Source organism: Herbaspirillum sp. NPDC101396 (assembly GCF_044767365.1).
Classification (GTDB): Bacteria; Pseudomonadota; Gammaproteobacteria; order Burkholderiales; family Burkholderiaceae_D; genus Herbaspirillum.
Genome location: NZ_JBIWNT010000006.1, coordinates 237,332 through 263,156, shown reverse-complemented (window position 1 = coordinate 263,156; position 25,825 = coordinate 237,332). Strand labels below are relative to the sequence as shown.

General features: G+C 61.5%; 23 protein-coding genes. 9 read left to right on the top strand and 14 right to left on the bottom strand.

The features are described 5' to 3' along the window. Positions 1-154 precede the first annotated feature (154 nt). The 12 genes from ACIROY_RS21235 to ACIROY_RS21180 form a co-directional block, all read right to left on the bottom strand. Positions 155-988, bottom strand: coding sequence for a MetQ/NlpA family ABC transporter substrate-binding protein (locus ACIROY_RS21235; protein ID WP_402344054.1), 834 nt, complete (start codon positions 986-988; stop codon positions 155-157). A gap of 108 nt (positions 989-1,096) precedes the next feature. After that, positions 1,097-2,803 carry an ABC transporter ATP-binding protein gene (locus ACIROY_RS21230; protein WP_402344051.1) on the bottom strand — a complete coding sequence of 569 codons (1,707 nt, stop codon included), beginning with the start codon at positions 2,801-2,803 and terminating at the stop codon, positions 1,097-1,099. Positions 2,804-2,831: 28 nt separating this feature from the next. After that, positions 2,832-4,217 (bottom strand): LLM class flavin-dependent oxidoreductase, encoded by a 1,386-nt coding sequence (locus tag ACIROY_RS21225; RefSeq protein WP_402344048.1) that lies wholly within the window; start codon positions 4,215-4,217, stop codon positions 2,832-2,834. After that, positions 4,214-4,759 carry a carboxymuconolactone decarboxylase family protein gene (locus ACIROY_RS21220; RefSeq protein WP_402344046.1) on the bottom strand — a complete coding sequence of 182 codons (546 nt, stop codon included), beginning with the start codon at positions 4,757-4,759 and terminating at the stop codon, positions 4,214-4,216. The genes ACIROY_RS21225 and ACIROY_RS21220 overlap by 4 nt, the downstream gene beginning before the upstream one ends. A gap of 10 nt (positions 4,760-4,769) precedes the next feature. Then, positions 4,770-5,681, bottom strand: a complete 912-nt coding sequence (locus ACIROY_RS21215) for an ABC transporter permease (RefSeq protein WP_402344043.1) — start codon at positions 5,679-5,681, stop codon at positions 4,770-4,772. A 35-nt stretch (positions 5,682-5,716) separates the two neighbouring features. Further along, complete coding sequence (locus ACIROY_RS21210; RefSeq protein WP_402344040.1) at positions 5,717-6,691, bottom strand: ABC transporter permease; 975 nt, start codon at positions 6,689-6,691, stop codon at positions 5,717-5,719. Next, positions 6,688-8,340 carry an ABC transporter substrate-binding protein gene (locus ACIROY_RS21205; protein WP_402344037.1) on the bottom strand — a complete coding sequence of 551 codons (1,653 nt, stop codon included), beginning with the start codon at positions 8,338-8,340 and terminating at the stop codon, positions 6,688-6,690. Before ACIROY_RS21205 ends, ACIROY_RS21210 begins: the two co-directional genes overlap by 4 nt. Positions 8,341-8,378: 38 nt before the next feature. Next, positions 8,379-9,980, bottom strand: coding sequence for an ABC transporter substrate-binding protein (locus tag ACIROY_RS21200; protein ID WP_402277824.1), 1,602 nt, complete (start codon positions 9,978-9,980; stop codon positions 8,379-8,381). Between the two features lie 47 nt (positions 9,981-10,027). After that, complete coding sequence (locus ACIROY_RS21195; RefSeq protein WP_402277825.1) at positions 10,028-11,269, bottom strand: SfnB family sulfur acquisition oxidoreductase; 1,242 nt, start codon at positions 11,267-11,269, stop codon at positions 10,028-10,030. A gap of 35 nt (positions 11,270-11,304) precedes the next feature. Then, positions 11,305-12,546 carry an SfnB family sulfur acquisition oxidoreductase gene (locus tag ACIROY_RS21190; protein ID WP_402344034.1) on the bottom strand — a complete coding sequence of 414 codons (1,242 nt, stop codon included), beginning with the start codon at positions 12,544-12,546 and terminating at the stop codon, positions 11,305-11,307. 202 nt (positions 12,547-12,748) lie between these two features. After that, positions 12,749-13,441, bottom strand: a complete 693-nt coding sequence (locus ACIROY_RS21185) for a Fe2+-dependent dioxygenase (RefSeq protein ID WP_402344031.1) — start codon at positions 13,439-13,441, stop codon at positions 12,749-12,751. 95 nt (positions 13,442-13,536) lie between these two features. Further along, a complete protein-coding gene (locus ACIROY_RS21180) occupies positions 13,537-15,813 on the bottom strand; it encodes a catecholate siderophore receptor Fiu (RefSeq protein ID WP_402344028.1) in 2,277 nt (758 codons plus the stop codon). Between the two features lie 364 nt (positions 15,814-16,177). Here ACIROY_RS21180 and ACIROY_RS21175 point away from each other — a divergent pair, with 364 nt between their 5' ends. From ACIROY_RS21175 to phaP, 5 genes are all read left to right on the top strand, one after another. Further along, positions 16,178-17,395, top strand: coding sequence for an MFS transporter (locus tag ACIROY_RS21175; RefSeq protein ID WP_402344025.1), 1,218 nt, complete (start codon positions 16,178-16,180; stop codon positions 17,393-17,395). A 12-nt stretch (positions 17,396-17,407) separates the two neighbouring features. Beyond that, complete coding sequence (locus ACIROY_RS21170) at positions 17,408-17,548, top strand: hypothetical protein (RefSeq protein ID WP_402277830.1); 141 nt, start codon at positions 17,408-17,410, stop codon at positions 17,546-17,548. A gap of 22 nt (positions 17,549-17,570) precedes the next feature. Beyond that, positions 17,571-17,816 carry a DUF3717 domain-containing protein gene (locus ACIROY_RS21165; protein WP_402344022.1) on the top strand — a complete coding sequence of 82 codons (246 nt, stop codon included), beginning with the start codon at positions 17,571-17,573 and terminating at the stop codon, positions 17,814-17,816. A gap of 120 nt (positions 17,817-17,936) precedes the next feature. Then, on the top strand, positions 17,937-19,124 hold the full coding sequence (locus tag ACIROY_RS21160) for a patatin-like phospholipase family protein (protein WP_402344019.1): 1,188 nt from the start codon (positions 17,937-17,939) through the stop codon (positions 19,122-19,124). Positions 19,125-19,336: 212 nt separating this feature from the next. Next, positions 19,337-19,897: a TIGR01841 family phasin gene (gene phaP / locus ACIROY_RS21155; protein ID WP_402277833.1), complete on the top strand. Its 561-nt coding sequence runs from the start codon at positions 19,337-19,339 to the stop codon at positions 19,895-19,897. A gap of 127 nt (positions 19,898-20,024) precedes the next feature. Here the strand turns inward: phaP and ACIROY_RS21150 are convergent, their stop codons facing one another. Then, the gene (locus ACIROY_RS21150) at positions 20,025-21,173 is read right to left on the bottom strand and encodes a diguanylate cyclase domain-containing protein (protein WP_402344017.1); all 1,149 of its coding nucleotides are present in this window, start codon (positions 21,171-21,173) and stop codon (positions 20,025-20,027) included. A 163-nt stretch (positions 21,174-21,336) separates the two neighbouring features. Between ACIROY_RS21150 and ACIROY_RS21145 the strand changes: the two genes are divergently transcribed. The 4 genes from ACIROY_RS21145 (at position 21,337) to ACIROY_RS21130 (ending at position 23,805) form a co-directional block, all read left to right on the top strand. After that, entirely contained in the window at positions 21,337-21,921 is a 585-nt protein-coding gene (locus tag ACIROY_RS21145) for a TetR/AcrR family transcriptional regulator (RefSeq protein ID WP_402344015.1), read from the top strand. 192 nt (positions 21,922-22,113) lie between these two features. Next, positions 22,114-22,608: a hypothetical protein gene (locus tag ACIROY_RS21140; RefSeq protein ID WP_402344012.1), complete on the top strand. Its 495-nt coding sequence runs from the start codon at positions 22,114-22,116 to the stop codon at positions 22,606-22,608. 45 nt (positions 22,609-22,653) lie between these two features. Then, complete coding sequence (locus ACIROY_RS21135; protein ID WP_402344009.1) at positions 22,654-22,899, top strand: hypothetical protein; 246 nt, start codon at positions 22,654-22,656, stop codon at positions 22,897-22,899. A gap of 114 nt (positions 22,900-23,013) precedes the next feature. Beyond that, on the top strand, positions 23,014-23,805 hold the full coding sequence (locus ACIROY_RS21130; protein ID WP_402344006.1) for an SDR family NAD(P)-dependent oxidoreductase: 792 nt from the start codon (positions 23,014-23,016) through the stop codon (positions 23,803-23,805). A gap of 115 nt (positions 23,806-23,920) precedes the next feature. Here ACIROY_RS21130 and ACIROY_RS21125 read toward each other — a convergent pair whose 3' ends face one another. Beyond that, entirely contained in the window at positions 23,921-25,549 is a 1,629-nt protein-coding gene (locus ACIROY_RS21125; protein WP_402344004.1) for a methyl-accepting chemotaxis protein, read from the bottom strand. Positions 25,550-25,825 lie beyond the last annotated feature (276 nt).

The following is a 25,825-nucleotide window of genomic DNA, read 5'->3' as shown; positions in this document are numbered from 1 at the left end:
CCCCGAAGGGGCTGCGAACTTGCGGTCGCCTTCTTTTGCTTACTTTTCTTGGCGAAGCAAGAAAAGTGAGCGGCTGCCGGGCCGCCCCCGGCTTGGTCGTCCGAAGACACACACAACTTATTAAACGACCAGCCCGAAGGAACAACCGACGCCATCACCAGGCCGCCAAAATTCCACCCTTGAACTCCGAATCAATAAACTTCTTCACCTCATCCGACTGATAAGCCTTCACCAGCTTGGGCAGCCAAACCTGATCCTTATCCTTCTCCCGCACCGCAATCAGGCAAGCATAAGGACTATCCCCATTCTCCACGACCAGACTGTCGCGCACCGGATGCAAACCAGCCTTCGCCGCATAGTCGGCATTCACCGCCGACGCATCCAGATCGTCTAAAGTGCGCGGCAACTGTGCCGCATCGATCTCGATGAATTTCCACTTCTTAGGATTCTCGACAATATCGATCGGCGTCGCATTGACGCCGGTCAAGGGATCGATCCCCGCACGCAGCTTGATCACCCCATGCTTCTGCAACAGCAACAAGACCCGACTCTCGTTAGCCGGATCATTCGGAATCCCGATCTTGGCACCGGCCGGAATGTCATTCAGACTGCGATATTTCTTGGAGTAGATCGCCATCGGCCCGATGAAGGTGCGCCCGGTGCCGAACAGCTTGTAGCCGCGCGTCTTGATCTGTGCGTTGAGGAAGGGACGATGCTGGAAACTGTTGGCGTCCAGCTCGCCGGCATCGAGCGCGGCGTCCGGCTGGATGTAGTCGTTGAACTCGACGATCTGGATCTTGTAGCCGGGATTGCTACGCTCGAAGACGCGCTTGACCACTTCAAAAATCTGCGCGTGCGGACCGCTGGTGACGCCGACCTTCAAGGTCTTGTCCTGCGCCGCGGCAGTCGCGGAAAAAATTGTTGCAACGCTCGCCAACAATAAACCGTCAAAACCAGCCGTCAGCACACGGGTGAAAAATCGCGCCATGAATCATCCTCAAATAGCGCTAATTTATCTGCCGCCCACCACGAACAAAACGAATCTTTTGGCGCTTGAATATGCGCTTTCCAATCGCGCAAAAAGTCAGACGATCAATCAGGCGATCAGCAACTCGCGTGGCGCTTCCTGCACCTGCCTGCGCGCGGCGGCAGAAGGCACGGCGGCAATCAATGACCGCGTGTAGTCATGCTGCGGCGACTGCCAGATGCTGTTGTGATCGCCCGACTCGACGATGCGCCCGCCGTTCATCACCAGCACCTTGTCGGCGATGTAGCGCACCACCGACAAGTCGTGCGAGATGAACAGATACGATAGGCCGAATTCACGCTTGAGGTCGACCAGCAGGTTCAGGATCTGCGCCTGCACCGAGACGTCGAGCGCCGATACCGGCTCGTCGCAGATCACCAGCGCCGGCTTCAGCACCAGTGCACGCGCGATGCCGATGCGCTGGCGCTGGCCGCCGGAGAACTGATGCGGATAGCTGCGCAAGGCGCGCTGCGGCAGGCCGACCAGGTCGACGATCTGCTCGATGCGGCGACGACGCTCGCTCTTGTCCCTGACGTCATGGATCACCAGCGCAGCATCAAGGATTTCGGCCACCGTGTGGCGCGGATTGAGCGAGGCGTACGGGTCCTGGAAAATCATCTGTACGCGGCGGCGATACGGACGCAGGCGTGCGCCGTCGAGCTGGGCGATATCGTCGCCGTCGAGCAGGATCTTGCCGGCGCTGGAATCGACCAGGCGCACGATGGTCTTCGACAGCGTCGATTTGCCGCAGCCGGATTCACCGACCAGGCCCACCGATTCACCGGCGGCGATATCGAACGACACGCCCTTGACCGCGTGCACCACGCCGTTGCGTGAACGGTAATGAGTATGGACATCCTGCAGCGACAGCAAGGCTTTTGCATCCGGATCCAGCGGCGGCAGCGGCTGCGCATGCGCTCGCTCGGTCAATGTGAAGATGCGTTCGCCGTCTTCGATCTCGGTGCGGATTTCGGGCAGGCGGCCGTCGCGGTAGTGGTAGTCCTGCTCCATCTGCAAGGACGCGCCGAGCAGGCCGCGCGTGTAAGGATGCTGCGGACGTTCAAACAGGATGGCGCTGTTCGCCTCCTCCACTTTGCGGCCGCCGTACATGACGGCGACACGGTCGGCCCATTGCTCAACCACGGCCAGGTCGTGCGTGATCAGCAGCACCGCCATCGACAGGTCGCGGCGCAGCTGGCCCAGCAACTCAAGGATCTGCGCCTGGATGGTGACGTCCAGTGCGGTGGTCGGTTCATCTGCCACCAGCAAGCGCGGGTGGCAGGACACCGCCATCGCGATCATCACGCGCTGGCGCTGACCGCCGGAGAGATTATGCGGATAGTCATTGAAGCGACGCTGCGGCTCCGGGATGCGCACCAGCTCCAGCAACTCGATCGCGCGCGCTTTCGCGGCCTGCGGCGACAGCGGTTGATGCAGGCGGATCGCCTCGACCACTTGCTGGCCGATGGTCAGCACCGGATTGAGCGAGGTCATCGGCTCCTGGAAGATCATCGAAATCGCATTGCCGCGCAGCGCGCAGATCTCTTCCTCCGGCAGCGCCTGCAAGTCGCGTCCTTCGAACACGATGTTGCCCGACACCTGCGCGCTCGCCGGCAGCAGGCGCAGCAGCGACAACGCCGTGGTCGACTTGCCGCAACCGGATTCGCCCACCAGCGCCAGCGTCTCGCCGGCGGCGATGCCGAAGCTGAGATCCTTCACGGCGTCGTGGCCGGGGAAGGACACGTTGAGGTTGCGGATGTCGAGGAGCTGGCTCATGGGGTTCTTTCTGTGGTGATGCTTGTGCTCATGCAGGCACGTCGGTGCGTTTATTCGTACGATAGCTCGCACCTGCGTGCTGCTGCGGCAGGCGTGCGCCGCTGCCGGTAAACAACTTCTCGCGCAAAGTGCCCGGCGCATACTCATGCTTGTAGGAACCTCGCGTCTGCAGCTCCGGAATCACCAGGTCGACGAAGGCTTCGAAGCTCTCCGGCGTGACCGTGCGCGTGAGATTGAAACCGTCGATGTCGGTCTCGCGTATCCACGCTTCCAGTTCATCCGCCACCTGCTGCGGCGAGCCGACGATGGTGGCGTAGCGGCCGCCCAGTTCCAGTTGTTCCAGCAGCTTGCGCTTGGTCCAGTTGAGCTCGGGATTGGTCACGGTCTTGACCAGCGATTCGATGGAGTTGGTCTTGACCTGGCGGATCGGCTCGTCCAGTTCGTACTGCGAGAAATCAATGCCGGTGCCGCTGGAGAAATGCGCGAGTCCGGCTTCGGGACTGGCGTAGCGTGCGTATTCGGTGTACTTTTCGCGCGCTTCCTTTTCGGTCGGCGCAACCACCACGGTCAGGCCCATGAAGATCTTGACGTCATCCGCCCGGCGACCTTCACGCACCGCGCCTTCGCGGATGCCGGTGACCAGCTTGCGCACGGCCTCCTTGCTCTGGCCGGACACGAACACGCATTCCGCATGGCGCGCGCCGAAGGCCTGGCCGCGACCGGACGAACCGGCCTGGTACAGCACCGGCGTGCGCTGGCGCGACGGTTCGCTGAGGTGGTAGCCCTCGACCTTGTAGTAGTCGCCGCTGTGGTGGATCTTGTGCACCTTGTCCGGCTGCGCGTAGATGCGCTTCTGGCGGTCGCGGATGACGGCGTCGTCTTCCCAGCTGCCTTCCCACAACTTGTAGACTACCTCCATGAATTCGTCGGCACGGTCGTAGCGCTGGTCGTGTTCCAGCTGCTCCGACAGGCCCATCGCGCGCGCGGCGCTGTCGAGGTAGCCGGTGACGATGTTCCAGCCGACGCGGCCCTTGGTCAGATGGTCCAGCGTGGACATGCGCCGGGCAAACAGGAACGGCGCTTCGTAAGTCAGATTGGCGGTGATGCCGAAGCCAAGATGCTCGGTGACGAAACCCATCGCCGAAATCAGCAGCAACGGATCGTTGACCGGCAACTGGATCGACTCGCGCAGCGTGATGTCGACCGAGTTCTGGTAGACGTCATAGACGCCGACGATGTCGGCCAGGAACAAGCCGTCGAACTTGCCGCGCTCCAGCAGCTTGGCCAGGTCGGTCCAGTAAGCGATGTCGGTGTAATCCTGCGAGCGGTCGCGCGGATGCGTCCACAAGCCGTGGTTGATGTGGTTCACGCAATTCATGTTGAATGCGTTGAGGCGAATTTCCTTTTTACTCATGCTGCATCCGCGGTCACGTATTCGGGTTCGAGCTGAACGTCGAGCGCTTCGTTGAAGCGCGCGAAGAAGGCGCACAGTGCGGCGCGCAAGGTCAGTTCGACGATCTGCGATTCCGAGAAATGCTCACGCAGGCGCGTCACCAGGCTGTCGCCGACGCGTTGGCGCGTGACCGCCAGCGCATAGTCGCGCACCAGCAATTCAACCGCGCCGAGGCCAGGCACGTCGGCGTCGAGGATGTGCTCGACCGTCTCCGCCGACACGTGCTGCGCTACCAGCTTGGGTGCATGGTGCGAGACGCAGTAGCTGCATTCGTTGGCCTTGGAGGCGGTGACCAGCACGATCTCCAGATGCAGCTTGGAGATATTGCCTTCGGCGGCAAACTGCAACAGCAGGCCATAGATGTGCTCGATCGAGGCCGGACGATGCGCCAGCACGCCGAGCATGTTGCCGAAGGCGCCGTATTCGTTTTCGACCTTCTCGAAGATCGTGCGGGCCGGCCCCTCGGGCAGTTGATTGGAAAGCAGAGTGGATACGCGTGCCATGGTGTTTCTCCTATTTTCTGTCGCGCGGATCGAGCACGTCGGCCAATCCGTCGCCTAATAAATTCAATGCCAGCACCGTGATCACGATCGCGATGCCCGGAATCGTCGTGATGTACCAGTCGGTGCGGATCACTTCACGGCCGGAGCCGACCATGTTGCCCCAGCTCACCGCATTGGGATCGCCCAGGCCGAGAAAGGCCAGGCTGGATTCGGTAAGGATGGCGGTGGCCACCATCAGCGAAGTCGACACCAGGATCGGCGTCAGCGTGTTGGGCAAGATGTCACGCAGCATGATGCGCAGATCGGTGGCGCCGAGGGCGGCGCTGGCCTGCACCATTTCGCTGTGGCGCAGCTTGAGCACTTCGGCGCGCACCAGCCGCGCCAGGCTCGGCCAGGCGGTCACGCCGATGGCCAGCGCAATCGTCACCAGGGTCGGCTGCACCACCGCCACGATCGCCAGTGCGAACAGGAAGGACGGAATGGTCTGGAAGAATTCCGTCACGCGCATCAGCACCGCATCGGCCAGGCCGCCGTAGTAACCTGCCAGCAAACCGCCGCTGATGCCCAGCACCAGCGCAAGCAGGGTCGACACGACCGCGATCAGCAGCGACACGCGCGCGCCATGGAAGATGCCGCTCAACAGATCGCGACCGAGCATGTCGCTGCCGAGCAAATGCGCAGCGTCGACGCCGGGATGCAGGAAAGGCTCGGCCACCATGTCCAGCGGATCGCCCGGAAACAGCAAGGGCGACGACAGCGCCATCAGCACCACCAGCAACAACAGCACGCCGCCGACCAGCGCCGACGGCGAACGCAGCAGGCGCGCGAACCAGCCGCGCGTGGTCGGTGCGGCGATCAGGCTGGCAGGTGCGTCGGCGGTAGTGGCCGGAGTAATCGCCAGCGTGGAAACAAGTTCGCTCATTGCAGATTCACTTTCAGCTTATTAGGCAAAACCATTCAGGCAAAACGGATGCGCGGATCGAGACGGGTATAGACAAAGTCGACCACCCAGTTCACCACGATCACGACGATGGAGCTGCACAGCAAAATGCCGAGCAGCAGATTGAAGTCGCGCTGGAACAGAGCCTCGAACGCCAGCCGTCCCAGACCGGGCCAGGAAAACACGGTTTCCACCAACACCGCGCCGCCGATGATGGAGCTGACCTGCACGCCCAGCATCGTGACCAGCGGCAGCAAGGCGTTCCTCAGCACGTGCGCGAACAGCACGCGCGGCGGTCGCGCGCCCTTGGCGACGGCGGTGCGCACGAAATCCTGACGCCGCACTTCGACCATGGTGGCGCGCATCAGGCGCGTGTACACCGCCATGTAGAACAGGCCCAGCGTCACCGCCGGCAATACCAGGTGACGGGCGACGTCGACGATGTATTTCCAGCCGGTGTAGCCGGCCTCGATCGTGAACATGCCGCCGACCGGCAGCCAGTCGAGCCAGACCGAGAACACCACCACCAGCATCAGGCCGATCCAGAACAGCGGCGTGGCGAAGAACACCAGCGCCAGCGTCGAAATCACGACGTCGGCAATGCGTCCCGCACGATAGGCGGCGATCGCTCCCAGCGTGGCGCCGGCCACGACCGCGAACAGAATGCTCGCGCCCATCAGCAGCAAAGTCGCCGGCACGCGTTCGGCGATCAGTTGCGCCACCGGCATGCCATGGCGGAACGAGTAGCCGAGATTGAAATGCGCGAGGTTGAGTAGGTACTTCCAGAACTGCACCGGCAGTGGCTGGTCGAGGCCGAACTGCGCCCGCAGCGCCGCCATGTATTCCGGCGTCGCCGCACCGGCCTCCCCTGCCAGCACCTGAGCGGCGTCGCCCGGCGCCAGTTGCAGCAGGAAGAAATTGATGATGGTTACGCCGAGCGCCACGCTGACCAGTTGCAGCAGGCGGCGCACGACGATGTTGCTGATCTTCATTTGGCGGCCTGTGGTGTGGCCGATGCTGCAGCTTGCGCCGCGTTGGCGACCTTGGGCGCGCTGTCGAACCAGGCGTTCTTGAGCGAGCTGTAGATCTGGTCGACGCCGGCAACGGTGTCCTTCAGGTTGGCGGCCTGGATGGTGAAGAAGTGCAGCTCAAGCAGCGGGATCGATGGCAGATCGGTCTGCACGCGTTGCTGCAGTTTCTTGAACAGCGCGACGCGTTCGCTCTGGCTGGCCGAGGATTGGGCTTGTTCGATCAGTTTGTCGGCTTCGGCGCTGCGGTAACCGGAGCCATTGCTCCACGGGATGTTCTTGCCGACCGAATCGCTCCAATAGGCGCGCGTCACGCCCACCAGCGGATCGGCAAAGCCGGCGAACCACACCACCGACAAGTCATAGTCACGGTCGCCGTAGACGCGCTTGGTGTAGGTCGGCGTGTCTTGCGCACGGACGTTGACGTCGATGCCGATGCGTTTGAGCGCTTGCTTGATGTATTCGCCGCTGCGCTTGTAGTCGTCGCCGTAAGGCAGGTAGTCGAGGTTGATGCGCAGGCGGGTGCCGTCGGCGCCGCGCTTGAAGCCGGCTTCATCGAGCAGCGCTTCGGCCTTCTTCGGATCGTAGCCATACTTAGGCACGTCGTCGGTGTGGAACTGCTTGAGCGTCGATACCACCGGGCTGACCGCCGGTTTGCCGAAGCCGTACCAGACCACCTTATTGAAGGCGTTCAGGTCGATCGCGTAAGCCAGCGCCTGGCGCACGCGCGCATCCTTGAAGTAAGGACGATCGACGTTGACGTCGAGGAACAGCCACGGCGAGATCCAGTCGTAGCCGCGTGTTTCCAGCTTGAGGCCGGGCAGTTTGGCGAGACGCTCGGCGTCCTTCAGCGGCACCGGCGAGAACGGCGCATATTGCGCTTCGCCCTTTTCCAGCGCAGCGGCGCGCGCGCCGGCATCAGGCACGACCTTGAAGATGATCTTGTCGAGGTAAGGCTTGCTCACGCCCTTGGTCTTGTCCCAATAGTTGGGATTGCGTTCCAGCGTGATGTAGTTGCCGCGGCTCCATTCCTTGAACACGAACGGGCCGGTGCCGACCGGCTTGTTGTTGTACGGATTGTTAAGGATGTCGGTGCCTTCGTACAAATGCTTGGGCAGCACTTGCGCGCCGTTGCTGTTGAGCGAGCTCAGCACGGCCAGCGACGGTTCGCTGAAGCGGATGATGACGGTGTAGTCGTCCGGCGTGTCGACGCTGGTGACGGTGCCGTAGATGATCTGGTTGCGCGGGTGGAATTTTTTCCAGACATTCTCCAGCGTCCACTTGACGTCGGCCGACGTGAACGGCTTGCCGTCATGCCACTTGACGCCCTTGCGCAGATGGAAGGTCAGCGTCTTGCTGTCCTTGGAGACGTCCCAGCTCTCCGCCAGCGCGGGCCGCAGCTTGAAGTCGTTGTCGTATTCCACCAGGCCGTCGAACACGTTGGCGCTGAAGAAGCCGGTCGGCGCTGCGGTGTTCAATGCCGAGGTCAGGATCACAGGCTCAGGCTGAATGATCGCGGTCAGCGTGCCGCCGCGCGTCTGGGCAAACGCGCTCGCATTGAAGGCCAACGTGATGGCCGTGGCCGCCAGCAGTTTGAATACAGTCTTGTTCATGTTCTGTTTTCCCTCGTTGTTTTGTCGTTGTTTTATTGTTATTGCGCAGCCTTGGCCGATTCCAGCCAGGCGTTCTTCAGCGAACCCTGCGACTGGTCGCCGTCCTGCGTGATGCCCTTGAGACGCGGCGAATGCACGGTGAAGAAGTGCAGCTCGATCAGCGGCAGGGTCGGCAATTCGGTCTGCGTGATCTGCTGGAATTTCTTGAACAGCGCAATGCGTTCGGCTTGCGTGGCGGCACCCTGCGCCTGTTCGATCACGCGATCGACCTCCGGATTGCTGTAGCCGGAGCTATTGGTCCACGGGATGTTCTTGCCGACCCAGCCCGACCAGTACATGCGCGTGAGGCCGATCTGCGGATCGGGGAAGGACGCGTTCCACGTAATCGCGGTGTCGAAATCGCGGTCGCCGTAGACGCGCTTGGTGAAGGCGGCCGTGTCCTGGCTACGGATGTTGACTTCGATGCCGACGCGTTTGAGTGATTGCTTCAGGTACTCGGCGGTGCGGCGATAGTCGTCGCCGTACGGCAGGTAGTCGTTGCTGATGGTGAAGCGCACGCCGTCGGCGCCGCGCGGGAAGCCGGCTTCATCGAGCAGCGCCTCGGCCTTCTTGGTGTCGTACGGATAACGCGGCACGGTGTTGTCGAAGAACTGCGACAGCGTGGTCGGCACGATGCTCACCGACGGCTTGCCGTAGCCGTACCAGACCACCTTGTTCAAGCCTTCCAGATTGGCCGCGTGGGCAATGGCGCGACGCACGCGCACGTCCTTCAGGTATTTGTTGCCGAGGTTGTAGTCGAGATAGAGCACCGGCGACGACCATTGGTAGCCGTTGGTTTCGACCTTGACCTTGCCGGAGTCGGCCAGGCGTTGGGCTTCTTTCGGCGGCACCGGGCTGAAGACGGCGTATTGTGCGTCGCCGTTTTCCAGCGTGGCGGCGCGCGCGCCGGCGTCAGGCACGACCTTGAAGATGATCTTGTCGAGGTAGGGCTTGCCCTTCTCCCAGTAATTCGGATTGCGCTCGAGCGTGATGTAGTTGCCGCGGCTCCATTCCTTGAACACGAACGGACCGGTGCCGACCGGCTTGTTGTTGTTCGGATTGTTCAGCACGTCGGTGCCTTCATACAGATGCTTCGGCAACACCGGCGCGCCCCACGAATTGAGCGTCGACAACAGCGCCAATGAAGGCTTGGTGAAACGGAAAATGGCGGTGTTGGCGTCCGGCGCATCGACCTGAGTCAGATTGACCAGGATGGCCTTGTTGCGCGGGTGGATGGTCTTCCAGACGTTCTCCACCGACCACTTGACGTCGGCCGAAGTGAACGGTTTGCCGTCGTGCCACTTGACGCCTTTGCGCAGGTGGAAGGTGATGGCGAGGCCGTCCTTCGACACTTCCCAGCTTTCGGCCAGCTGGCCGTGCGGCTTGAGGTCGTTGTCGTAGGACAGCAGGCCGTCGTAGACGTTGGTGGCGATCAGCGAGGTCGGCTGGGCGGTGTTGACCGCGCCGGTCAGCGTGACCGGTTCGGGCTGGACGATGGCGACCAGGGTGCCGCCGGACTTCGGTGTCTGTGCCGCCACCAGGAACGGCAATGCCGCAGCCAGCAAACCCGGGATCAGGGAAACGATGAAGCGATTACGCATGGAGGTCTTTTCTTGTTGTGTAGACGAAGAATTCAAAATCAGAACGTTCAGAGCGCGCCGTGACGCGGCGGCTTCTTGTCGTTGAGGTAGTAGTTGCCGATGGCGTGATATTTCCAGCGCACCGGATCGTGCAGCGTATGGGTACGCGCGTTGCGCCAGTGACGATCAAGATTGTTTTCGGCCAGCGTCGACTGCGTGCCGGCCAGTTCGAACAGCTTGCTGCCGGCGGCCAGCGAGACATTGTTGGTGAGCACGCGCGATTCGGCCACGGCGATCGATGCAGCCGCTACGGTGTCGGCATTGGAATCGGCGGCGGCGATGTCGACCCTGGCGCCGGCGCGGTCCACCAGCGCTTCTGCCGCGTGCAATTGCACGGTGAGATCGCCGACTTCACGGATGGTCAAGGGGTCATCACTGGCGCGTTCGACCCCGCTGTCGATCCATGGGCGCGAACGCGTCGAGACGAAGCTGATCAGGTCGGCATAGGCAGCGCGCGCGATGCCGAGATCGATGGCCGCGTGCAGCAATTGCGCCAGCGGACCGACTGTGGTCGGACGATCGAACGAAGCCTGGAATCCCAGCACCGCACCGCCGTCCACACGGACGTTGTCGAAGATCGCCGAACCGCTGCCGGTGGTGCGCTGGCCGAAGCCGGACCAGTCGTCGACGATGCTCAGTCCCTGCGCATTGCGCGGCACCAGCGCCAGTTGCTGCACGCCGTCGTCGTCGATGGCCGAAGTCGGCACCCAGTCGGCGTACAGCGCGCCGGTAGCGTAGAACTTGCGGCCGTTGATGCGGTAGTCGGCGCCGTCTTTGGTCAGGCGCGTCTTGCGCTCGGCGGAATTCTTGGTGCCGATCTCGGCCAGTGCGTTGCCGAAGCGGTCGCCCTGCAATACACGCTCGAAGTAGAAGCGCTTCTGTGCATCGCTGCCGTTGACGCGGATGATTTCGACCGCGTAGAAATGGTTTTGCGGAATCTGGCCGAGCGAGCCGTCGGCTTCGGCAATGATGGCCGTGACCTGGGCCAGCGTGACGTAGGAGACGCCGGCGCCGCCGTATTCCTTCGGCACCGAGATGCCCCACAGGCCGGAGCGCACGTAGCGGTCCAGCTCCGCCCATGGCAGCCGGCGTTCGCGGTCGCGCTGCGAGGCTTCACGCGCCAGTTCGACGGCCAGCTTGCGGGCGACGGCCAATGCTTCGGCGTCATCGCGGATGCGCGCGACGATGCGTGGCTCGGTGGCGTGTTCCGTGGAGATTGCTGCTGCGGCAGCGATAGCGGATTGGCTCATGGGAATGCTTTCGGAGAGATGTTCTGAAAACGGAATCAGGACCAGTTATGACGCGGCGGCGGCGCGTCGTTGAGGTAGTAATTACCGACGGCGTGGTACTTCCAGCGCACCGGATCGTGTAGCGTGTGCACGCGCGCATTGCGCCAGTGACGGTCGAGATCGTGTGCGGACAAGGTCGATTGCGTGCCGGCCAGCTCGAACAATTTTTCGCTGGCGTGCAACGCGATTTCCGTCGTCAGCACTTTGGCTTCCGCCACGGCGACCGAGGCTTGCGCCATCTGCTCGTAGCTGATCGGCAGCGGCGAGTTGTCGAGCGTGCGTGCGGCGCGTTCGAGCAAGGCCTCGGCGGCGTGCAGGCGGATCTTGAGGTCGCCGATCTGGTTGATCGTCAAGGGATCGTCGCCGGCGCGCTCGACGCCGCTGTCAGCCCAGGGGCGTGAACGTTGGCGGATGAAGGCGACCGCATCGTCCACCGCCGCTTGCGCGATGCCGGCGTCGATGGCGGCCTGGATCAGCTGCGCCACCGGTCCGATGTTGTTGGCTTGTTCAGCCAATTGATGCAGAGGCACGACGTGCCCCGCAGACAGGCGCACGTTGTCGAAAATCACAGTGCCGCTGGCGGTGGTGCGCTGGCCGAAGCCGGACCAGTCGTCGACCACGCTCAGGCCCGGCGCATGGCGTCCGGCGAACACGAACACGCTCTTGCCGTCATCGTCGAGCGCACGTGTCGGCACCCAGTCGGCGTACAGCGCGCCGGTGGAATAGAAGCGCGTGCCGTTGAGCAGATAGTCGACGCTGCCGGGATCCTTGGTGATGCGGGTGCGGATGTCGAGCACGTTCTTGCTGGTGCGCTCCGGCCCGGCGTTGCCGAAGCGTGCGCCGTTCAGGACTTCGCTGTAGAAGTAGTGCTTCTGGCTTTCCGTGGCGGTTTGCGCCAGCACGTTGAGGATGCCGAAATGGTTTTGCGGAATCTGCCCGATGGACGGGTCGGCGGCGGAGATGATCCTGACCACTTCGGCCAGTGTCACCCACGACGCGCCGATGCCGCCGTAGGCCTTGGGCACGGTGATGGCCCACAGTCCGCTGGAAGAGAAGCGCTCGATCTCCGCATGCGGCAGACGCCGTTGCTGGTCGCGTTCAGCCGCCTCGACGGCAAATTCCTGCGCCAGCTTGTGCGCGGTCTCGATGGCTTCTGTTTCACTGAGTATGCGGTGCGCCGGCGCACGGGAAGTAGAGACGGCTGCGCCCGCGATCGACTGGTCGATGACCGCTGACATGATGGAATGGCTCCGCGAGATTGACCGCGCCGCAGAAAATTGCACAGAGCGCGGCGAGCGCAGACAAGATTAATGATGGGCCATTAAATCAAAATCCGTGTTTTTGCAGAACGAAGCATTTCGCATTTCTTAGTTCGTAAATTGCATGAACACGCGCATCATCATGCTGATTTGACCGACCGTCTGGTCAATCTCCGAACGCTCACGTTTCGGCCCAGAGGCGCAACAGGTTGTGATAGTGGCCCGCCAGCACCACGGTTTCATCGCTATCGCCATGCCTTTGCCGCAACGTGTGGATGGCCTGATCCAGTTCGTACAGCATGCCGCGCCGCTGGTCGTCGCGGATCATGCTCTGGGTCCAGAAGAAAGCACTCATGCGGCAGCCGCGCGTGACGGCAGTAACTTCGTGGCGGCTGCTTGAGGGATACAGGATCAGGTCGCCGGCCGGCAGTTTTACTTCGTGCGCGCCGTAGGTGTCATGCACCACCAGTTCGCCGCCGTCGTAGTCCTCAGGCTCGCTCAGGAACAGCGTCGACGAGACGTCGGTGCGTAATTGATAGTCAATGCCGGGCGCCGTGCCCGCCACGTTGCGGACGGCGCCGTCGATGTGCACGCCGTACTGCTCGCCGCCTTCATAGCGATTGAACAGCGGCGGCATGGTGCGCGCCGGCAAGGCGGCGGCGAAGAAAGTCGGATGAGCGGCCAGCGCCGCCATGACGATGCGGGTCAGTTCCCCGCCGACGGCGGATTGTTCGGGCAACTGCCGGTTGCGCTTGACGCGCGCGCCCTGCGAACCGACCGTGGCGCGTCCGTCGCTCCAGTCGGCGGCGTCGAGTTGCTTGCGGATCAACGCCACTTGATCGGCGCTGAGAACTTGCGGGATGTGCAGCAGCACGCTGTGCTCCTTTTATCGTGATTGAAGAAGAGGCGGTTTAATGACAAACCCCGCCGTCACCGGCGGGGCTGTTGCTCCCGAAACGGATAGGCGACTCAATACGCCAGATTCAGGCTGAGCTTTGCGGAGCGCTCCGTCCCGGGGATGTACCGCGCACCGCTGTTGTTGATGGAAGCCGCATAACGCTGGTTGGCCAGGTTGTACAAGTTCAGCTGCACCGTGGCGTTCTTGCTGAACTGATACGCGGCCATGGCGTCGGCCACCCAGTAGCTCTGTGCATACGGCGTGTTCGTGGCGCCGCTGATGGTAGTACTGGCGGTGCGCGCCATCGTGTCGACATAACGCACGCCGCCGCCGACGGTAAAGCCGGACGGCAGCAGGTAGGTAGTCCACAGCGTCAGGGTCTTTTTCGGCGAGAAGCTCATGGCGGCATTGTTCTGATTCGAAGTCGCAGCCGGGTTGGTGGTGCCGCTGATGATCTTGGCGTTCATCAGCGCAGCGCTGGCGTTGACCGACCAGGCGCGCGTGATTTCTCCCGAGGCCGAAAGCTCGATGCCGTCGACGCGCTTCTTGCCGGTTTGCGTATAGAGCGTGGTGGTGACCGGATCCTGTTTGACTTCATTGCTGACTTCGGTGCGGAACAACGCCGTCGCGAGCAACAGCTTCTTGTCGAACACTTCCCATTTGCTGCCGATTTCCGTGGTGCTGGTTTTTTGCGGCGCGAAGTTGGGGTTGTCGGCGCTGGCGCCGCTGCTGCTCAGTGCAAATGCAGCGCCGCCGGGCGGCTGCTGCGAGGTCGCGTAGGCGATGTAGATGCTGCCATTGGGCGCCGGCTTGTACAGGGCGCCGATTTTCCAGTTGAGCAAGGTGTCGGATTTGCTCAGTGTGGTCGGCACCAATGTCCCGACCGGCAAGCCGGGATTGCTGGCGAGGGTGGACAACGCGATGCTGCTGTAGTCGGTGCTGTAGCGATCCAGACGAATACCTGCGTTGATCTGGAAGGCCGGATTGAGCTCCAGCGTGTCGAACAGATAGACACCGATGGTGTTGGTGCTGCCATCGACGCGCGTACCGTTCAATACCGGATTGCCGCTGGCCGGCGCGTTGGGATTGGGCGCATAGACATTGGAGGCCGCGACTGCATTCAGACCTGTGCCACCGTAGCCGATGCTGGTCTGCTTTTCACGAATGAACTCGATGCCGGTCGTGACTGCGTGCTTAACGTTGCCGGTCTCGAATTTGATCACCGCGTTGGTCTGGTTGGTCAGGATTTCGTTTTCCCTATCGACGATTTGCAGGATGCGCGACACCGTCCAGTTGGCTGGATTGACGTTACTGCCGTCGACGATGTACGGCGCCGCCATCAGCGAGTTCTGTTTCGTTTTGCCGTAGCGCGTGGTGTTACGGATGCTAAGACCAGGGTTAACGTCATGTTCGATACGGGCGGTGAACATGTCGCTGGTGCTCTTGTCGTAGTCCGAGGCCAGGCCGTAGTAATTGCTGCGCGCCACCGGCGGTGCATTCTTGCCGGCGGTCGTGGCGTTGAAGAAGCCCGGCGTGCCGATGGTCGGCAAACCCGTGTCGGGCACGTTGTCGCGGTCCAGATGCAGATAGCTGAACACGACCCGCGTCGGTGTGCCAAGCCCGAAGGCAAACGACGGCGCAACGCCCCAGCGATTGTTCTGCACGCGGTCGCGGCCGGGGACGCCGCTGTCCTGCTTGAGCAGATTGAGCCGGAAGGCGGCGCCGTTGAGACCGTCGATATGCCGGTTGAGATCGGCGGTGATGCGCTTCTGGTCGCCGGTGCCGTAGGTCGCGGTTCCGGAATAGGCGTTCTCCGGCATCGGTTGCTTGGTCACCATGTTGATGTAACCGGTCGGTGCACCGCGACCGTTGTCGGCGCCAGCCGGGCCTTTGACCACTTCGACCTGCTCGATGTTGAACAGGTCGCGCGACACGCCGCCGAGGTCGCGGATGTTGTCGACGAAGATGCTATTGGCGGTGCTGAAGCCGCGCATGAAGATCGAGTCGCCCGTGGCGGTGCTGCCGTTTTCACCGGTGCTGAAGGTGCCCACGCCCGCGCTGTTTTGCAGTGCTTCGGTGAGCGTGGTCGCCAGTTGCGATTGCAGCAGTTCCTTCTTGATGACGGTGATGGTCTGCGTAGTATCGACCAGCGGCTGCGTGAACTTGGGTGAGCTGACGCGCTCGGCCTTGTAAGACTCGTTGCGCTCGTTGACATTGACCTCGGGCAGGCTTTCTGCGGCGACGTTGAATGGTGCGGCCAGCGCCAGCGTCGACACCGCCAATGACGAACGTAAAGTGACCAGACGGCCGGCGGCGCCGTATTTCTTGCTCTTGATGTAGATAGACATGGAAATCCCAGTGGTGAGTGACGATCAGGACCGACCACGCCGGAACGATGGCGCGCTGCGCGAAACTGACTGGCTGTCTGGATAGAGGGGCGGGCTGCTGCGGACGGGAACATCGCGATGCGGTGATCGGCGCTGCGAATATAGTTTTGCGGCATGGTGTGAGGCAATGCTTTCGGGCCGGATTGTGCAGATATTCTGCTTTCCTTGACGGATGCCAAGCGGCCGCTCGAAAGTCATCGGCATGGACCGCGACGAGTCTCGGGATATTTATCGTTTGCTAAAAATCGGGGCGTCCGGCGACGGCCGAATCCTTGCGCTAAACTGTCGAAATTATTTTAATAACAGATAGCCGAGAGACGACATCATGTTCCATTCCGAGCGCGCGCCCGATTTCAAAACCGTCTTGCTTGCCAGCGGCCTGGTGCTGACGCTGGCCATGGGTGTGCGTCACGGCCTCGGCTTCTGGTTGCAACCGATTTCGCAGGCGCACGGCTGGACGCGTGAGACCTTCTCGCTGGCGATCGCCCTGCAGAATCTGATGTGGGGCGTGTTCGGTCCCTTCGCCGGCATGGCGGCGGATCGCTACGGCACTGCGCGGGTGATCATCATCGGTGCGCTGCTGTATATGGGCGGCTTGCTGTGGATGGCGCTGGTTGACCAGCCAATGCTGTTCGCGGTCGGCTCCGGCGTGTTGATCGGCGCGGCCTTGTCCTGCACCGCCTTCGGCGCGATCAGCGGCATCGTCGGCCGCAGCGCGCCGCCGGAGAAGCGCTCGCTGGCGTTCGGGATTTCGTCGGCGGCGGGTTCCTTCGGCCAGTTCGTGATGATGCCGGTCGAGCAACAATTGATTTCCGTGACCGGCTGGCAACAGGCGTTCTACTGGTTGTCCGCGCTGGTGGTGGCAGTGATGGTGCCGATGGCGTTCCGCCTGCGCGAGCCGAAGCTGGTGCACAGCGGCAAGCATGAGCAAAGCATCTGGGAGGCCACGCGCGAGGCATTCGCGTACCGGCCGTTCCAGTTCCTGATCGCCGGCTATTTCGTGTGCGGCTTCCAGGTGGTGTTCATCGGTGCGCATCTGCCGTCCTATCTCAAGGACAAGGGTCTGATGGATCCCAATATTGCGGTAGCGGCGCTGGCGCTGATCGGCCTGTTCAATATCTTCGGTTCGTATTACGCCGGCAAGCTGGGCGGCTTCCTGCCCAAGCGCTATCTGCTCTCGACCATCTATTTCTCGCGCACCATCGCCATCAGCCTGTTCCTGCTGGCGCCGCTGTCGTCGTGGTCGGTGTATATCTTCTCGGCGGCAATGGGCTTGCTGTGGCTGTCGACGGTGCCGCTGACCAACGGCATCATCGCCGGCATTTTCGGGCTCAAGCATCTGTCGATGCTATCGGGCTTCGTGTTCCTGTCGCATCAGGTCGGCAGCTTCCTGGGCGTCTGGCTGGGTGGTTATCTGTTCACGCGCGAAGGCAGCTACAACACGGTCTGGATGATCACCATCGGGCTCGGCCTGTTCGCCACGGTGATGAATTTGCCGATCAGTGAAAAGGCCATCCGGCGCGCGCCGCTGGCGGCATCTTAAGGTTCTCGCGCCATGAACGCCTTCCTCCGTCCGCGCCTCAAGCGAATCGCCATCCTGGCATCGCTGGGCGTGGTGCTGGGCGCGACCTTCCTCGCGTACCTGCGGCCTGATTTCATCTTCGACGTCGCCAACCGGATCGTGCTGTGTTTTTGAGCCCGATGGCGGCGGGCGTACAATGACCGGCATGAGCGAACCCACTATTTCCCTGACGGAACTGGAAGAAGCAATCAACTACTGGCGTATCCAGCGCCCCGCCACCGGCGAGGAATGTGCGCTGTCGCCTGAAGTCAATGCGCTGGCCGACGTCTACGCGGTGATGATCATCGAGCATCTGCACAGCATCGCCGCCGAGGTCATCGGCAAGGAGCCGCGCCAGCTGCTCGACGCATGGCGCCAGGCGCGGGCCGGCCAGGGCGCCTGATCCCCCACCCGGCATCCGCAACGCGCCCGTCGCATTTGTGGCGTATGATTTTTGCATGACGCGCTGCGGAACGATCTTTCCGGCGCGCAGTCTCTCCGTACTCTCACCGCAAGGATCCCGATGCGACGCAAACCCGACGCCAATAGTCTCCCTTCTCCGCGTTCTTCTTCGCGTTCCTCTTCCTCCCCCAAGCCGCGTATTGCGCTGGTGCTGCAAGGCGGTGGTGCGCTGGGCGCCTACCAGGCCGGGGTCTACCAGGCCATGCATGAACACGACCTGACGCCCGATTGGGTGGTGGGTACCTCAATCGGCGCCATCAACGCCGCCATCATCGCCGGCAACCGCCGCGAAGACCGCATCCCGCGCCTGCGTGCGTTCTGGGAAAGCGTGTCGCACGACGACGCCATCGACATGCGTGCCGTGCCCGACGCCACCCGCCAGCTGATGACCTGGGCCACCACCATGGACACGTTCGTCCGCGGCGTTCCAGGCTTTTTCGCGCCGCGCCAGTTCAGTCCTTTCGCCATCGGCTTGCCGGTGCCGCCCGAGGAAGCCAGCTTCTACAACACCGAGGATCTGCGCACCACGCTCAACAAGTACGTCGACTTCGATTATCTGAATGACAAGTCCGATGGCGTCCGCCTGACCGTCAGCGCGGTCAAGGTGACCTGCGGCTCGCTGGTCAGCTTCGACTCCTCGCTGCAGACGCTGGGCGCCGAGCACGTGATGGCCAGCGGCGCGTTGCCCCCGGGCTTTCCGCCGGTGCGGGTGGACGGCGACCTCTATTGGGACGGCGGCCTGTATTCGAACACGCCGCTGGAAGCGGTTCTCAGCGACGAGCCGCGCCAGGATACGCTGTGCATGATGGTCGATCTGTGGCATGCGGACGGCCCGGAGCCGCGCACCTATGAAGAAGTGCAGACGCGCCAGAAGGACGTCACCTTCGCCTCGCGTTCGCAGCGCCACATCGACGCTTACCTGAAGCAGCACCAGCTGCGCAAGATGGCGCGTGAGCTGTATGAACGCATGCCGGCGGATTTGCGCAAGCCGTCCGACCGCAAGCAATTAGCCGAGCTGGGTGCCGACACCACCATCCATATCGTGCGCCTGCCATATGCCGGGCGCGACTGGAACATGGCGTCCAAGGACGTCAATTTCTCGCGCGGTTCGATTGAATGGCGCTGGGAACAAGGCTATCAGGACGCCCTGCGCGGCATTGAAGTCAGCCAGGGCTGTCCGTTCAAGGTATCTGACACCGGTGTGGTGGTGCACGAATTGCCGCCCGTGGTGGAGGTTGCGACGGGTTGAGGACGCCGTTGCAAGGGGGAAACAATTGGTGCTGTGCAATAACAAATTATGTTGTTAAAATTGCAATTCTCCGACATTTTGTGCGCCGCACAAAAAGTTCTTGACCTCACCAAATAAGTGCGTAAAATAGTAATTGTTGCGGCGCACAAAAATAGTAATTCGAGACGTAAGCCGCCAGTCCATCACTGTTTTTGAAACCAAAGGAGAAGTCCATGTTTTCGTACCAAGATCAATTTTCCGCCGCAACCAAGACCCACTTCCAAGCTCAACTGGATCTGATCAACACCATCACCACCAAGACTTTCGAAGGTCTGGAAAAGATTGTTGAACTGAACCTGAGCGCCGCCAAGGCATCGCTGGAAGAGTCCGCCGCTACTGCCCAGCAATTCGCATCCATCAAGGACCCGCAAGAACTGCTGGCCCTGGCGCAAGCGCAAGCCCAACCGACAGCTGAAAAGGCTGCCGCTTACGGTCGTCACCTGGCCAGCATCGTGTCGGCTACCCAAGCTGAACTGACCAAGGCTACTGAAGCGCAAGTCGCTGAAACCAGCCGCAAGGTCACCGCCCTGGTTGAAGAAATCGCCAAGAACGCACCAGCCGGTTCGGAAAACGCAGTCGCCCTGTTGAAGTCGGCCATCGGCAACGCCAACGCCAGCTACGAGCAACTGACCAAGAACACCAAGCAAGCCGTGGAAACACTGGAAGGTCACCTGAGCAACGCTGCCAAGCAGTTCACTCAAGTCGCTGAAAAGACTGCCGGCCGCAAGAAGTAATCAGCAGTACCAGTAGCACCAGCAGCAAGCATTCACGGACCGCCCATGCGGTCCGTTTTTTATTGGCCGGCCGGTTTCATGTCGGGCCTGAAAATGCAGGCTGGAACTGCAAGCTCGAACCGCCCGCTTAAACTGCAGGCGCCACCCTCACACTATCGCGCCCGCCGCGCTTGGACTCATACAGCGCCGTATCCCCGCGTTCCAGCAAGGTCGCCAGATCCGCCGGCGGCTGGCCGAACAGCGTTGCGCCCACACTCAGCGTCACCGCCGACGGCGTCGCAAACGTCTCGCGCGCCATTCGCCCGAACGCTTCGCGCAAGCTGTTGCCGAGCGCCACGACGCTGTCGCCGCTGGTCTCACGCAGCAGAATCACGAACTCGTCCCCACCCAGCCGCGCCGCCAGCGAACCGCGCGGCAAAGCGTCGCGGATCATCTCGCTCAGCGCCACCAGCAACCGGTCGCCGGCACTGTGGCCATGCAGGTCGTTGACCTGCTTGAAATTGTCGATATCGATCAGCAGCAAGGCGCCGGGACTTGCCGGCGTGGCCTGCTCCAGCAAGGCGGGGGCGCGCATGTCGAGCGCGCGGCGGTTGTACAGCGCGGTAAGCGGGTCGCGCGCGGCCAGTTGTTCGATGCGCTCTTCGCGGCGGTGGCGTTCGGTCCCGGTCATGGACAAGGCGATCAGCATGATCGCCATGGCGCCCTCCACCAGCGAGATCTGGATCACTTCGCCGCGGAAGGCCGCCAGGTCGACGAACGCACCCAGCGCCACGGTGGAACCGGCCTTGGCGACATAGAACAGTCCGTGCACCAGCAGGACATAGCGCAACTGCACCGCGCCCACGCTCAGCGACACGCCATGCGGACGCAGCAGGAAACTCGCGCGCAGCGTGACGCCCGCAACCAGCAATGACTGAATACACAGCATGGCCCTCGACCACCAAGGCTCGGCCGGCACCAGCAACATCGCCAGCCAGACCACGCCGATCAACCACCAGCCGCGCGACAGCCGGGTGTTGGTAAAGCGGGACACGCCTGCAAGAAACAACCAATGCGCGACGATCAGCAGGCCGTTGGCAAACCAGATGCCGATCAGCAAGAAGCCGCTGGAGCGCAGCAGCGCCAGCGCCGAACCCACGGTGATGACCGCAAAGCCGGCGCTCCAGAACAGCAGCGATTTTTCGCGCACGCTGTTCCACTCCACGGTCAGGTAAAGGGCGGCCGCCGCAGACAGGGCGGTGGTAAGAATGAGGATGCTGGAGGGATCGAGTGCCATGGATAACGAGGGGTGCTTAAGCTTGCCCAAAGAGACTTGGTGAAAAGGGGCCCGGCTATTTTAACGCCGCTCACCGCACCCGGCTTGCAGGGCGGCAGTATCCCTCCCATCGGATTGCCAATCATCGCTTGACGATCTACCTACTAAAAGGTAGGCTATGCACATGACTGATTCTTCCAACACTGCCGACAGCATCCTGCGCTGCGCGCAAACCCTGATCATCGCCGGCGGCTACAACGGCTTCAGCTATGCCGACATCGCCAAGGTCATCGGCATCCGCAACGCCAGCATTCATCACCACTTCCCCGGCAAGGCGGTGCTGGTTCGCACGCTGGTGGCGCGGTATCGCGAGGAAATGCAGGCCGGCGTCGCCAAGCTGGAGCAGCACGTCTCCGATCCGTTGGAACTGCTGCGCGCCTATGCCGGATTCTGGGAGGGTTGCATCGCCGACGCGGCGTCTTCATTTTGCGTCTGCGCCCTGCTGGCAAGTGAGATGCCGATTCTTCCCGAGGAAATCGCGCTCGAAGTGCGCGCGCATTTCAAGGCGCTGGCGGCCTGGCTGACCGGCATCTTCGCACGCGGCGCAGAGCAAGGCCGCCTTGCGCTGACCGCATCGGCCGAAGCCGAGGCGGACATCTTCATGGCCACCGTCCACGGCGCGATGTTGTCGGCGCGAGCCTACGGAGATGCAAAAATGTTCGGCGCCATCGTCAATCCGGTGTTGGCGCGCGTCGCACATCAGGCCTGATGGCTGAAGGCTGAAGGCTGAAGGCTGAAGGCTGGATGAATCAAACTTGACGGATAGAGTTTAAGAAGCGCATTGATTGTTTCAACGTTCGGCCATTTTGCCTACCGATTAGTAGGTAGTTCATTTGCAGGAATTGCACTTCCGGAACAAGGTCGATGCACTCCTCAACCATTTTTAATAAAGGATAGCTCCATGTTTGGAATTTCTCATCTCGGCTGGGTGCACACTCTGGGCAGTTTGCCGGCCATTCCGGCGGCGGTGTACATGTTCGCGCGCCATGGCCGCATCGTGCCGCGTTCCACCGCCGGCGGCATTTATTTCGTGTCGATGCTGATCGGCGCCGTCAGCGTTTTCCTGGTCGCGCATCAGGCGGTCAGTTACGGCATCGCCGTGGCCACGCTGGTCTTTCTCCTTGCCGGCTACGGTGTGGGAAGATTGCCGACGTCGCGCAGCGCAGCGGTCTATGCGGAAACGATCTTCCTGAGCATCACGGCGTTCCTGCTCATGGTGCCGACCGTCTCGGAAACGCTGCGCCGGGTGCCGGACGGCCATCCGTTCGTGACCGACCTGAAGTCGCCGCTGCTGCTTGGCTTCCAGGGCGCGCTGTTCGCCACGCTGGTCGGCGGACTGATCATCCAGATCGTGTATTTGCGCAGACAAGGCAAGGCCGCACGCATACGAGCATAATCAAGCTGACGCCGTGCGGCGTCGGTTTTGCCTGAGGAGAAACAGATGGCACGCAATCCCGTAACACCGGTTCAACCCGTCGACGCTGTCGGCGCGATCAGACGCGTCGACAGCGGCTCCACCTACTTTCGTCATCTGGATCAGTGGCGGCTGGTCTCCGAGGTTCAGGCCGCCGAACGGCGCGCAAAGAAACAGCAGCAGATATCACAAGAGCCGCAGGCCGGGGACGGCGAATTCTCCCGCGCGCTGTCGGATGCCGCAAATGCCGACGCGCCGGATCGAAAACGCTAAAGCCATCCTCAAAGCCGGCGCCCGTTGCCGGCTTTTTCAATGGCGGGATACCGAAGAGACTTCTTGATATAGTGGCGTGGCAGCATTTTTCGCAACCAACCTGGAAGGATCGACATGGACTTGCAATTGAAGGGCAAGACGGCACTGGTCAGCGGCAGCACCGCCGGCATCGGTTACGCGATCGCGCAGACGCTGGCCCAAGAAGGCGCGAACGTGATTGTCAACGGCAGGACGCAGGCCAGTGTCGACGAGGCGGTGGAGCGCATCCGTTCGGAAACCGGCGGCACGGTCCAGGGTTATGCCGGCGACCTGAGCAAAGCCGAAGCCGCAAATGAAGTCATCCAGCGTCATCCCGGCATCAACATCCTCGTCAACAACCTCGGCATCTTCGAGCCCAAGGCCTTTGAAGATATTCCCGACGAAGACTGGCTGCGCTTCTTCGACGTCAATGTCCTCAGCGGCGTGCGCCTGGCGCGCCTGGTGCTGCCGGAAATGAAGCGTACCAACTGGGGCCGCATCATCTTCATTTCCAGTGAAAGCGCGGTGCAGATCCCCACCGAAATGATCCACTACGGCATGACCAAGACCGCGCAACTCGCGGTGTCGCGCGGGCTGGCGGAATCCGTCGCCGGCACCGGCATCACGGTCAACAGCATCCTGCCCGGTCCGACCAAATCGCGCGGCGTGGGCGACTTCGTCGAAGACATGGCGCGCGCGAGCGACAAGACCTTCGAACAGGTCGAGGCGGAGTTCTTCGACCACGTTCGTCCGACATCGCTGATCAAGCGCTTCGGCACGCCGCAGGAAGTGGCGTCGCTGGTGGCCTACGTCGTCAGTCCGCTGGCATCCGCCACCACCGGCGCGGCGCTGCGTGTCGATGGCGGCGTGATCAAAAGTGCATTCTGATAAAGGGATCGCCTGCTAAACACGCAGGAGCATCAATCAAGCCGGCGCCCGACGCCGGCTTTTTTCATTCCAATCATTGTTTCAGCAAGGCAGGATTTTCTGCTCTCCCGGCCCGTCAGGTAAGCTCCAGACGACCCGGCGTGATATCGATACTCCCCTTCAACATCGGCAACGTCCCCAGTTTGAAAATGCCGACCAGAGCAGACAACTTTGCCGCCTGCTCTTGCAAGGATTGTGCGGCTGCGGCGGCTTGCTCGACCAGCGCAGCGTTTTGCTGGGTGACATTGTCCATTTGTGCGACGGCATCGTTGATTTGTTCAATGCCTTCGCTTTGCTGGCGGCTGGATTGTGAAATTTCGGCCACCATGCCATTGACCTTCCTGACGCTGCCGACGACCTCGCCCATCGTCGTACCGGCCTGTTCAACCAGAGAGCGCCCGATATCGACTTGCTTCACGGAGTCGGTGATCAGCATCTTGATTTCCTTTGCCGCAGTCGCACTGCGTTGCGCAAGGTTGCGCACTTCCGACGCGACAACGGCGAAACCACGCCCCTGCTCGCCGGCGCGCGCCGCTTCCACGGCGGCATTCAGCGCGAGAATGTTGGTCTGAAAGGCAATGCCGTCAATGACCGAAATAATGTCCACGATCTTGTGCGACGAGTTGTTGATCAAACCCATCGTGTTGATGACTTGCTGAACGACTTCGCCGGCTTTGGACGCGACGTCCGATGCCGACACCGCCAGTTCGTGCGCCTGGAAAGCACTGCCGGAATTCTGTTTCACCGTCGACGCCAGTTCTTCCATGGACGATGCCGTTTCCTCCAGCGAACTCGCCTGCTGCTCCGTGCGCGACGACAAGTCCAGGTTGCCTTTGGCAATCTGGCTGGACGCGGTCGCAATCGTATCGGTCCCGGCGCGTACCTGGCCGACGATTTGCGCCAGCGCGTCGCGCATGCTCTTGATTGAAAACAACAGGCTGTCCTGATCGCTCGGCTTCGTTTCTATGTTGACGGTGAGATCTCCATGCGCGATCTGGGTCGCGATCTGATTCGCATAGGAAGGCTCTCCGCCGAGCTGGCTCAATACGCTGCGCGTGATCAGATAGGCCGCCATGATGCTGACGACCAGCGCAAGTCCGCCGAACAGCAGCATCATGAAACGTGCGTTGACGTAGGCAATATCAGCATTGTTCGAAGCGTCCTCGTTCTGCTTGTTTTCCAGTACGATGAAGTTATTGAGCTGATCCCACCATTTCCGCTGGACAGGCCGGAATTCATTGCGCAGGACCGCGTACGCCTCCTCTCGCTTGCCCGCCAGGATCAGTTCCGTTACCTGTTTGACATAGCCGTTGGCGACCTTGGCGGTTTCGCTGATGGCGGCGAACAGTTGTCGCTCTTCCGGGCTTGTCGTGCTTTCGCTCTTGAGCATCGCCTCCAGTTTTTTCTCCGCCGCGGCATATTTCTTTGTCTGCGTATCGACACGCTTCATTTCGGCGTCGATTTCCGGTGGATTCTCGCCAAGCAGGATCATGTTACGCAAAGCCAGCGCGCGTTCGGTGATGGAAAGGTACATCGACGAGGCTTCGCTGGCTTCAACATTGTTGATCTTGGTGATCTCATCCATGCGCTGCTTCTGTTGCGCCATCTGGATGATGCCGAGCAGTGTGACGACAATAAGCAACACGCAGACCAGCGTGAATCCGATTGCCAGGCGCGCGGAGATTTTTAACTGTGAGAGTTTCATGTTGCCCCCAAAAGGTGACGTGATGTAGCTATTCATATTCCTGCATTTTTCGCAGGCGCCGCGCCCGGTCTGCCCAGGATTCCCCACGGTGATGCAATATCGAAATACTTGTAAATGAACAGATGCGCTTATCGAAGTGGCAACGAAACGCCTTCCCTCCCACGGCATTTCCCGGATGCGGCAACATTTATTTTTTTGTACATCGTTGACGTAATTTGCAGTTACGAGATTAGCATTCTTTGGCTGGCGTCAAAGGTGTATCTCCATTAAAACGCA

Bases quoted from the DNA above. Each gene is read 5' to 3' on its own strand.
- ACIROY_RS21180 (WP_402344028.1), bottom strand. From the start codon at position 15,813: ATGTCTATCTACATCAAGAGCAAGAAATACGGCGCCGCCGGCCGTCTG.
- ACIROY_RS21175 (WP_402344025.1), top strand. From the start codon at position 16,178: ATGTTCCATTCCGAGCGCGCGCCCGATTTCAAAACCGTCTTGCTTGCC.
- ACIROY_RS21150 (WP_402344017.1), bottom strand. From the start codon at position 21,173: ATGGCACTCGATCCCTCCAGCATCCTCATTCTTACCACCGCCCTGTCT.
- ACIROY_RS21215 (WP_402344043.1), bottom strand. From the start codon at position 5,681: ATGAGCGAACTTGTTTCCACGCTGGCGATTACTCCGGCCACTACCGCC.
- ACIROY_RS21230 (WP_402344051.1), bottom strand. From the start codon at position 2,803: ATGAGCCAGCTCCTCGACATCCGCAACCTCAACGTGTCCTTCCCCGGC.
- ACIROY_RS21190 (WP_402344034.1), bottom strand. From the start codon at position 12,546: ATGTCAGCGGTCATCGACCAGTCGATCGCGGGCGCAGCCGTCTCTACT.
- ACIROY_RS21125 (WP_402344004.1), bottom strand. From the start codon at position 25,549: ATGAAACTCTCACAGTTAAAAATCTCCGCGCGCCTGGCAATCGGATTC.
- ACIROY_RS21135 (WP_402344009.1), top strand. From the start codon at position 22,654: ATGGCACGCAATCCCGTAACACCGGTTCAACCCGTCGACGCTGTCGGC.
- ACIROY_RS21145 (WP_402344015.1), top strand. From the start codon at position 21,337: ATGACTGATTCTTCCAACACTGCCGACAGCATCCTGCGCTGCGCGCAA.
- ACIROY_RS21160 (WP_402344019.1), top strand. From the start codon at position 17,937: ATGCGACGCAAACCCGACGCCAATAGTCTCCCTTCTCCGCGTTCTTCT.
- phaP (WP_402277833.1), top strand. From the start codon at position 19,337: ATGTTTTCGTACCAAGATCAATTTTCCGCCGCAACCAAGACCCACTTC.
- ACIROY_RS21235 (WP_402344054.1), bottom strand. From the start codon at position 988: ATGGCGCGATTTTTCACCCGTGTGCTGACGGCTGGTTTTGACGGTTTA.
- ACIROY_RS21225 (WP_402344048.1), bottom strand. From the start codon at position 4,217: ATGAGTAAAAAGGAAATTCGCCTCAACGCATTCAACATGAATTGCGTG.
- ACIROY_RS21200 (WP_402277824.1), bottom strand. From the start codon at position 9,980: ATGCGTAATCGCTTCATCGTTTCCCTGATCCCGGGTTTGCTGGCTGCG.
- ACIROY_RS21205 (WP_402344037.1), bottom strand. From the start codon at position 8,340: ATGAACAAGACTGTATTCAAACTGCTGGCGGCCACGGCCATCACGTTG.
- ACIROY_RS21170 (WP_402277830.1), top strand. From the start codon at position 17,408: ATGAACGCCTTCCTCCGTCCGCGCCTCAAGCGAATCGCCATCCTGGCA.
- ACIROY_RS21210 (WP_402344040.1), bottom strand. From the start codon at position 6,691: ATGAAGATCAGCAACATCGTCGTGCGCCGCCTGCTGCAACTGGTCAGC.
- ACIROY_RS21220 (WP_402344046.1), bottom strand. From the start codon at position 4,759: ATGGCACGCGTATCCACTCTGCTTTCCAATCAACTGCCCGAGGGGCCG.
- ACIROY_RS21165 (WP_402344022.1), top strand. From the start codon at position 17,571: ATGACCGGCATGAGCGAACCCACTATTTCCCTGACGGAACTGGAAGAA.
- ACIROY_RS21140 (WP_402344012.1), top strand. From the start codon at position 22,114: ATGTTTGGAATTTCTCATCTCGGCTGGGTGCACACTCTGGGCAGTTTG.
- ACIROY_RS21130 (WP_402344006.1), top strand. From the start codon at position 23,014: ATGGACTTGCAATTGAAGGGCAAGACGGCACTGGTCAGCGGCAGCACC.
- ACIROY_RS21195 (WP_402277825.1), bottom strand. From the start codon at position 11,269: ATGAGCCAATCCGCTATCGCTGCCGCAGCAGCAATCTCCACGGAACAC.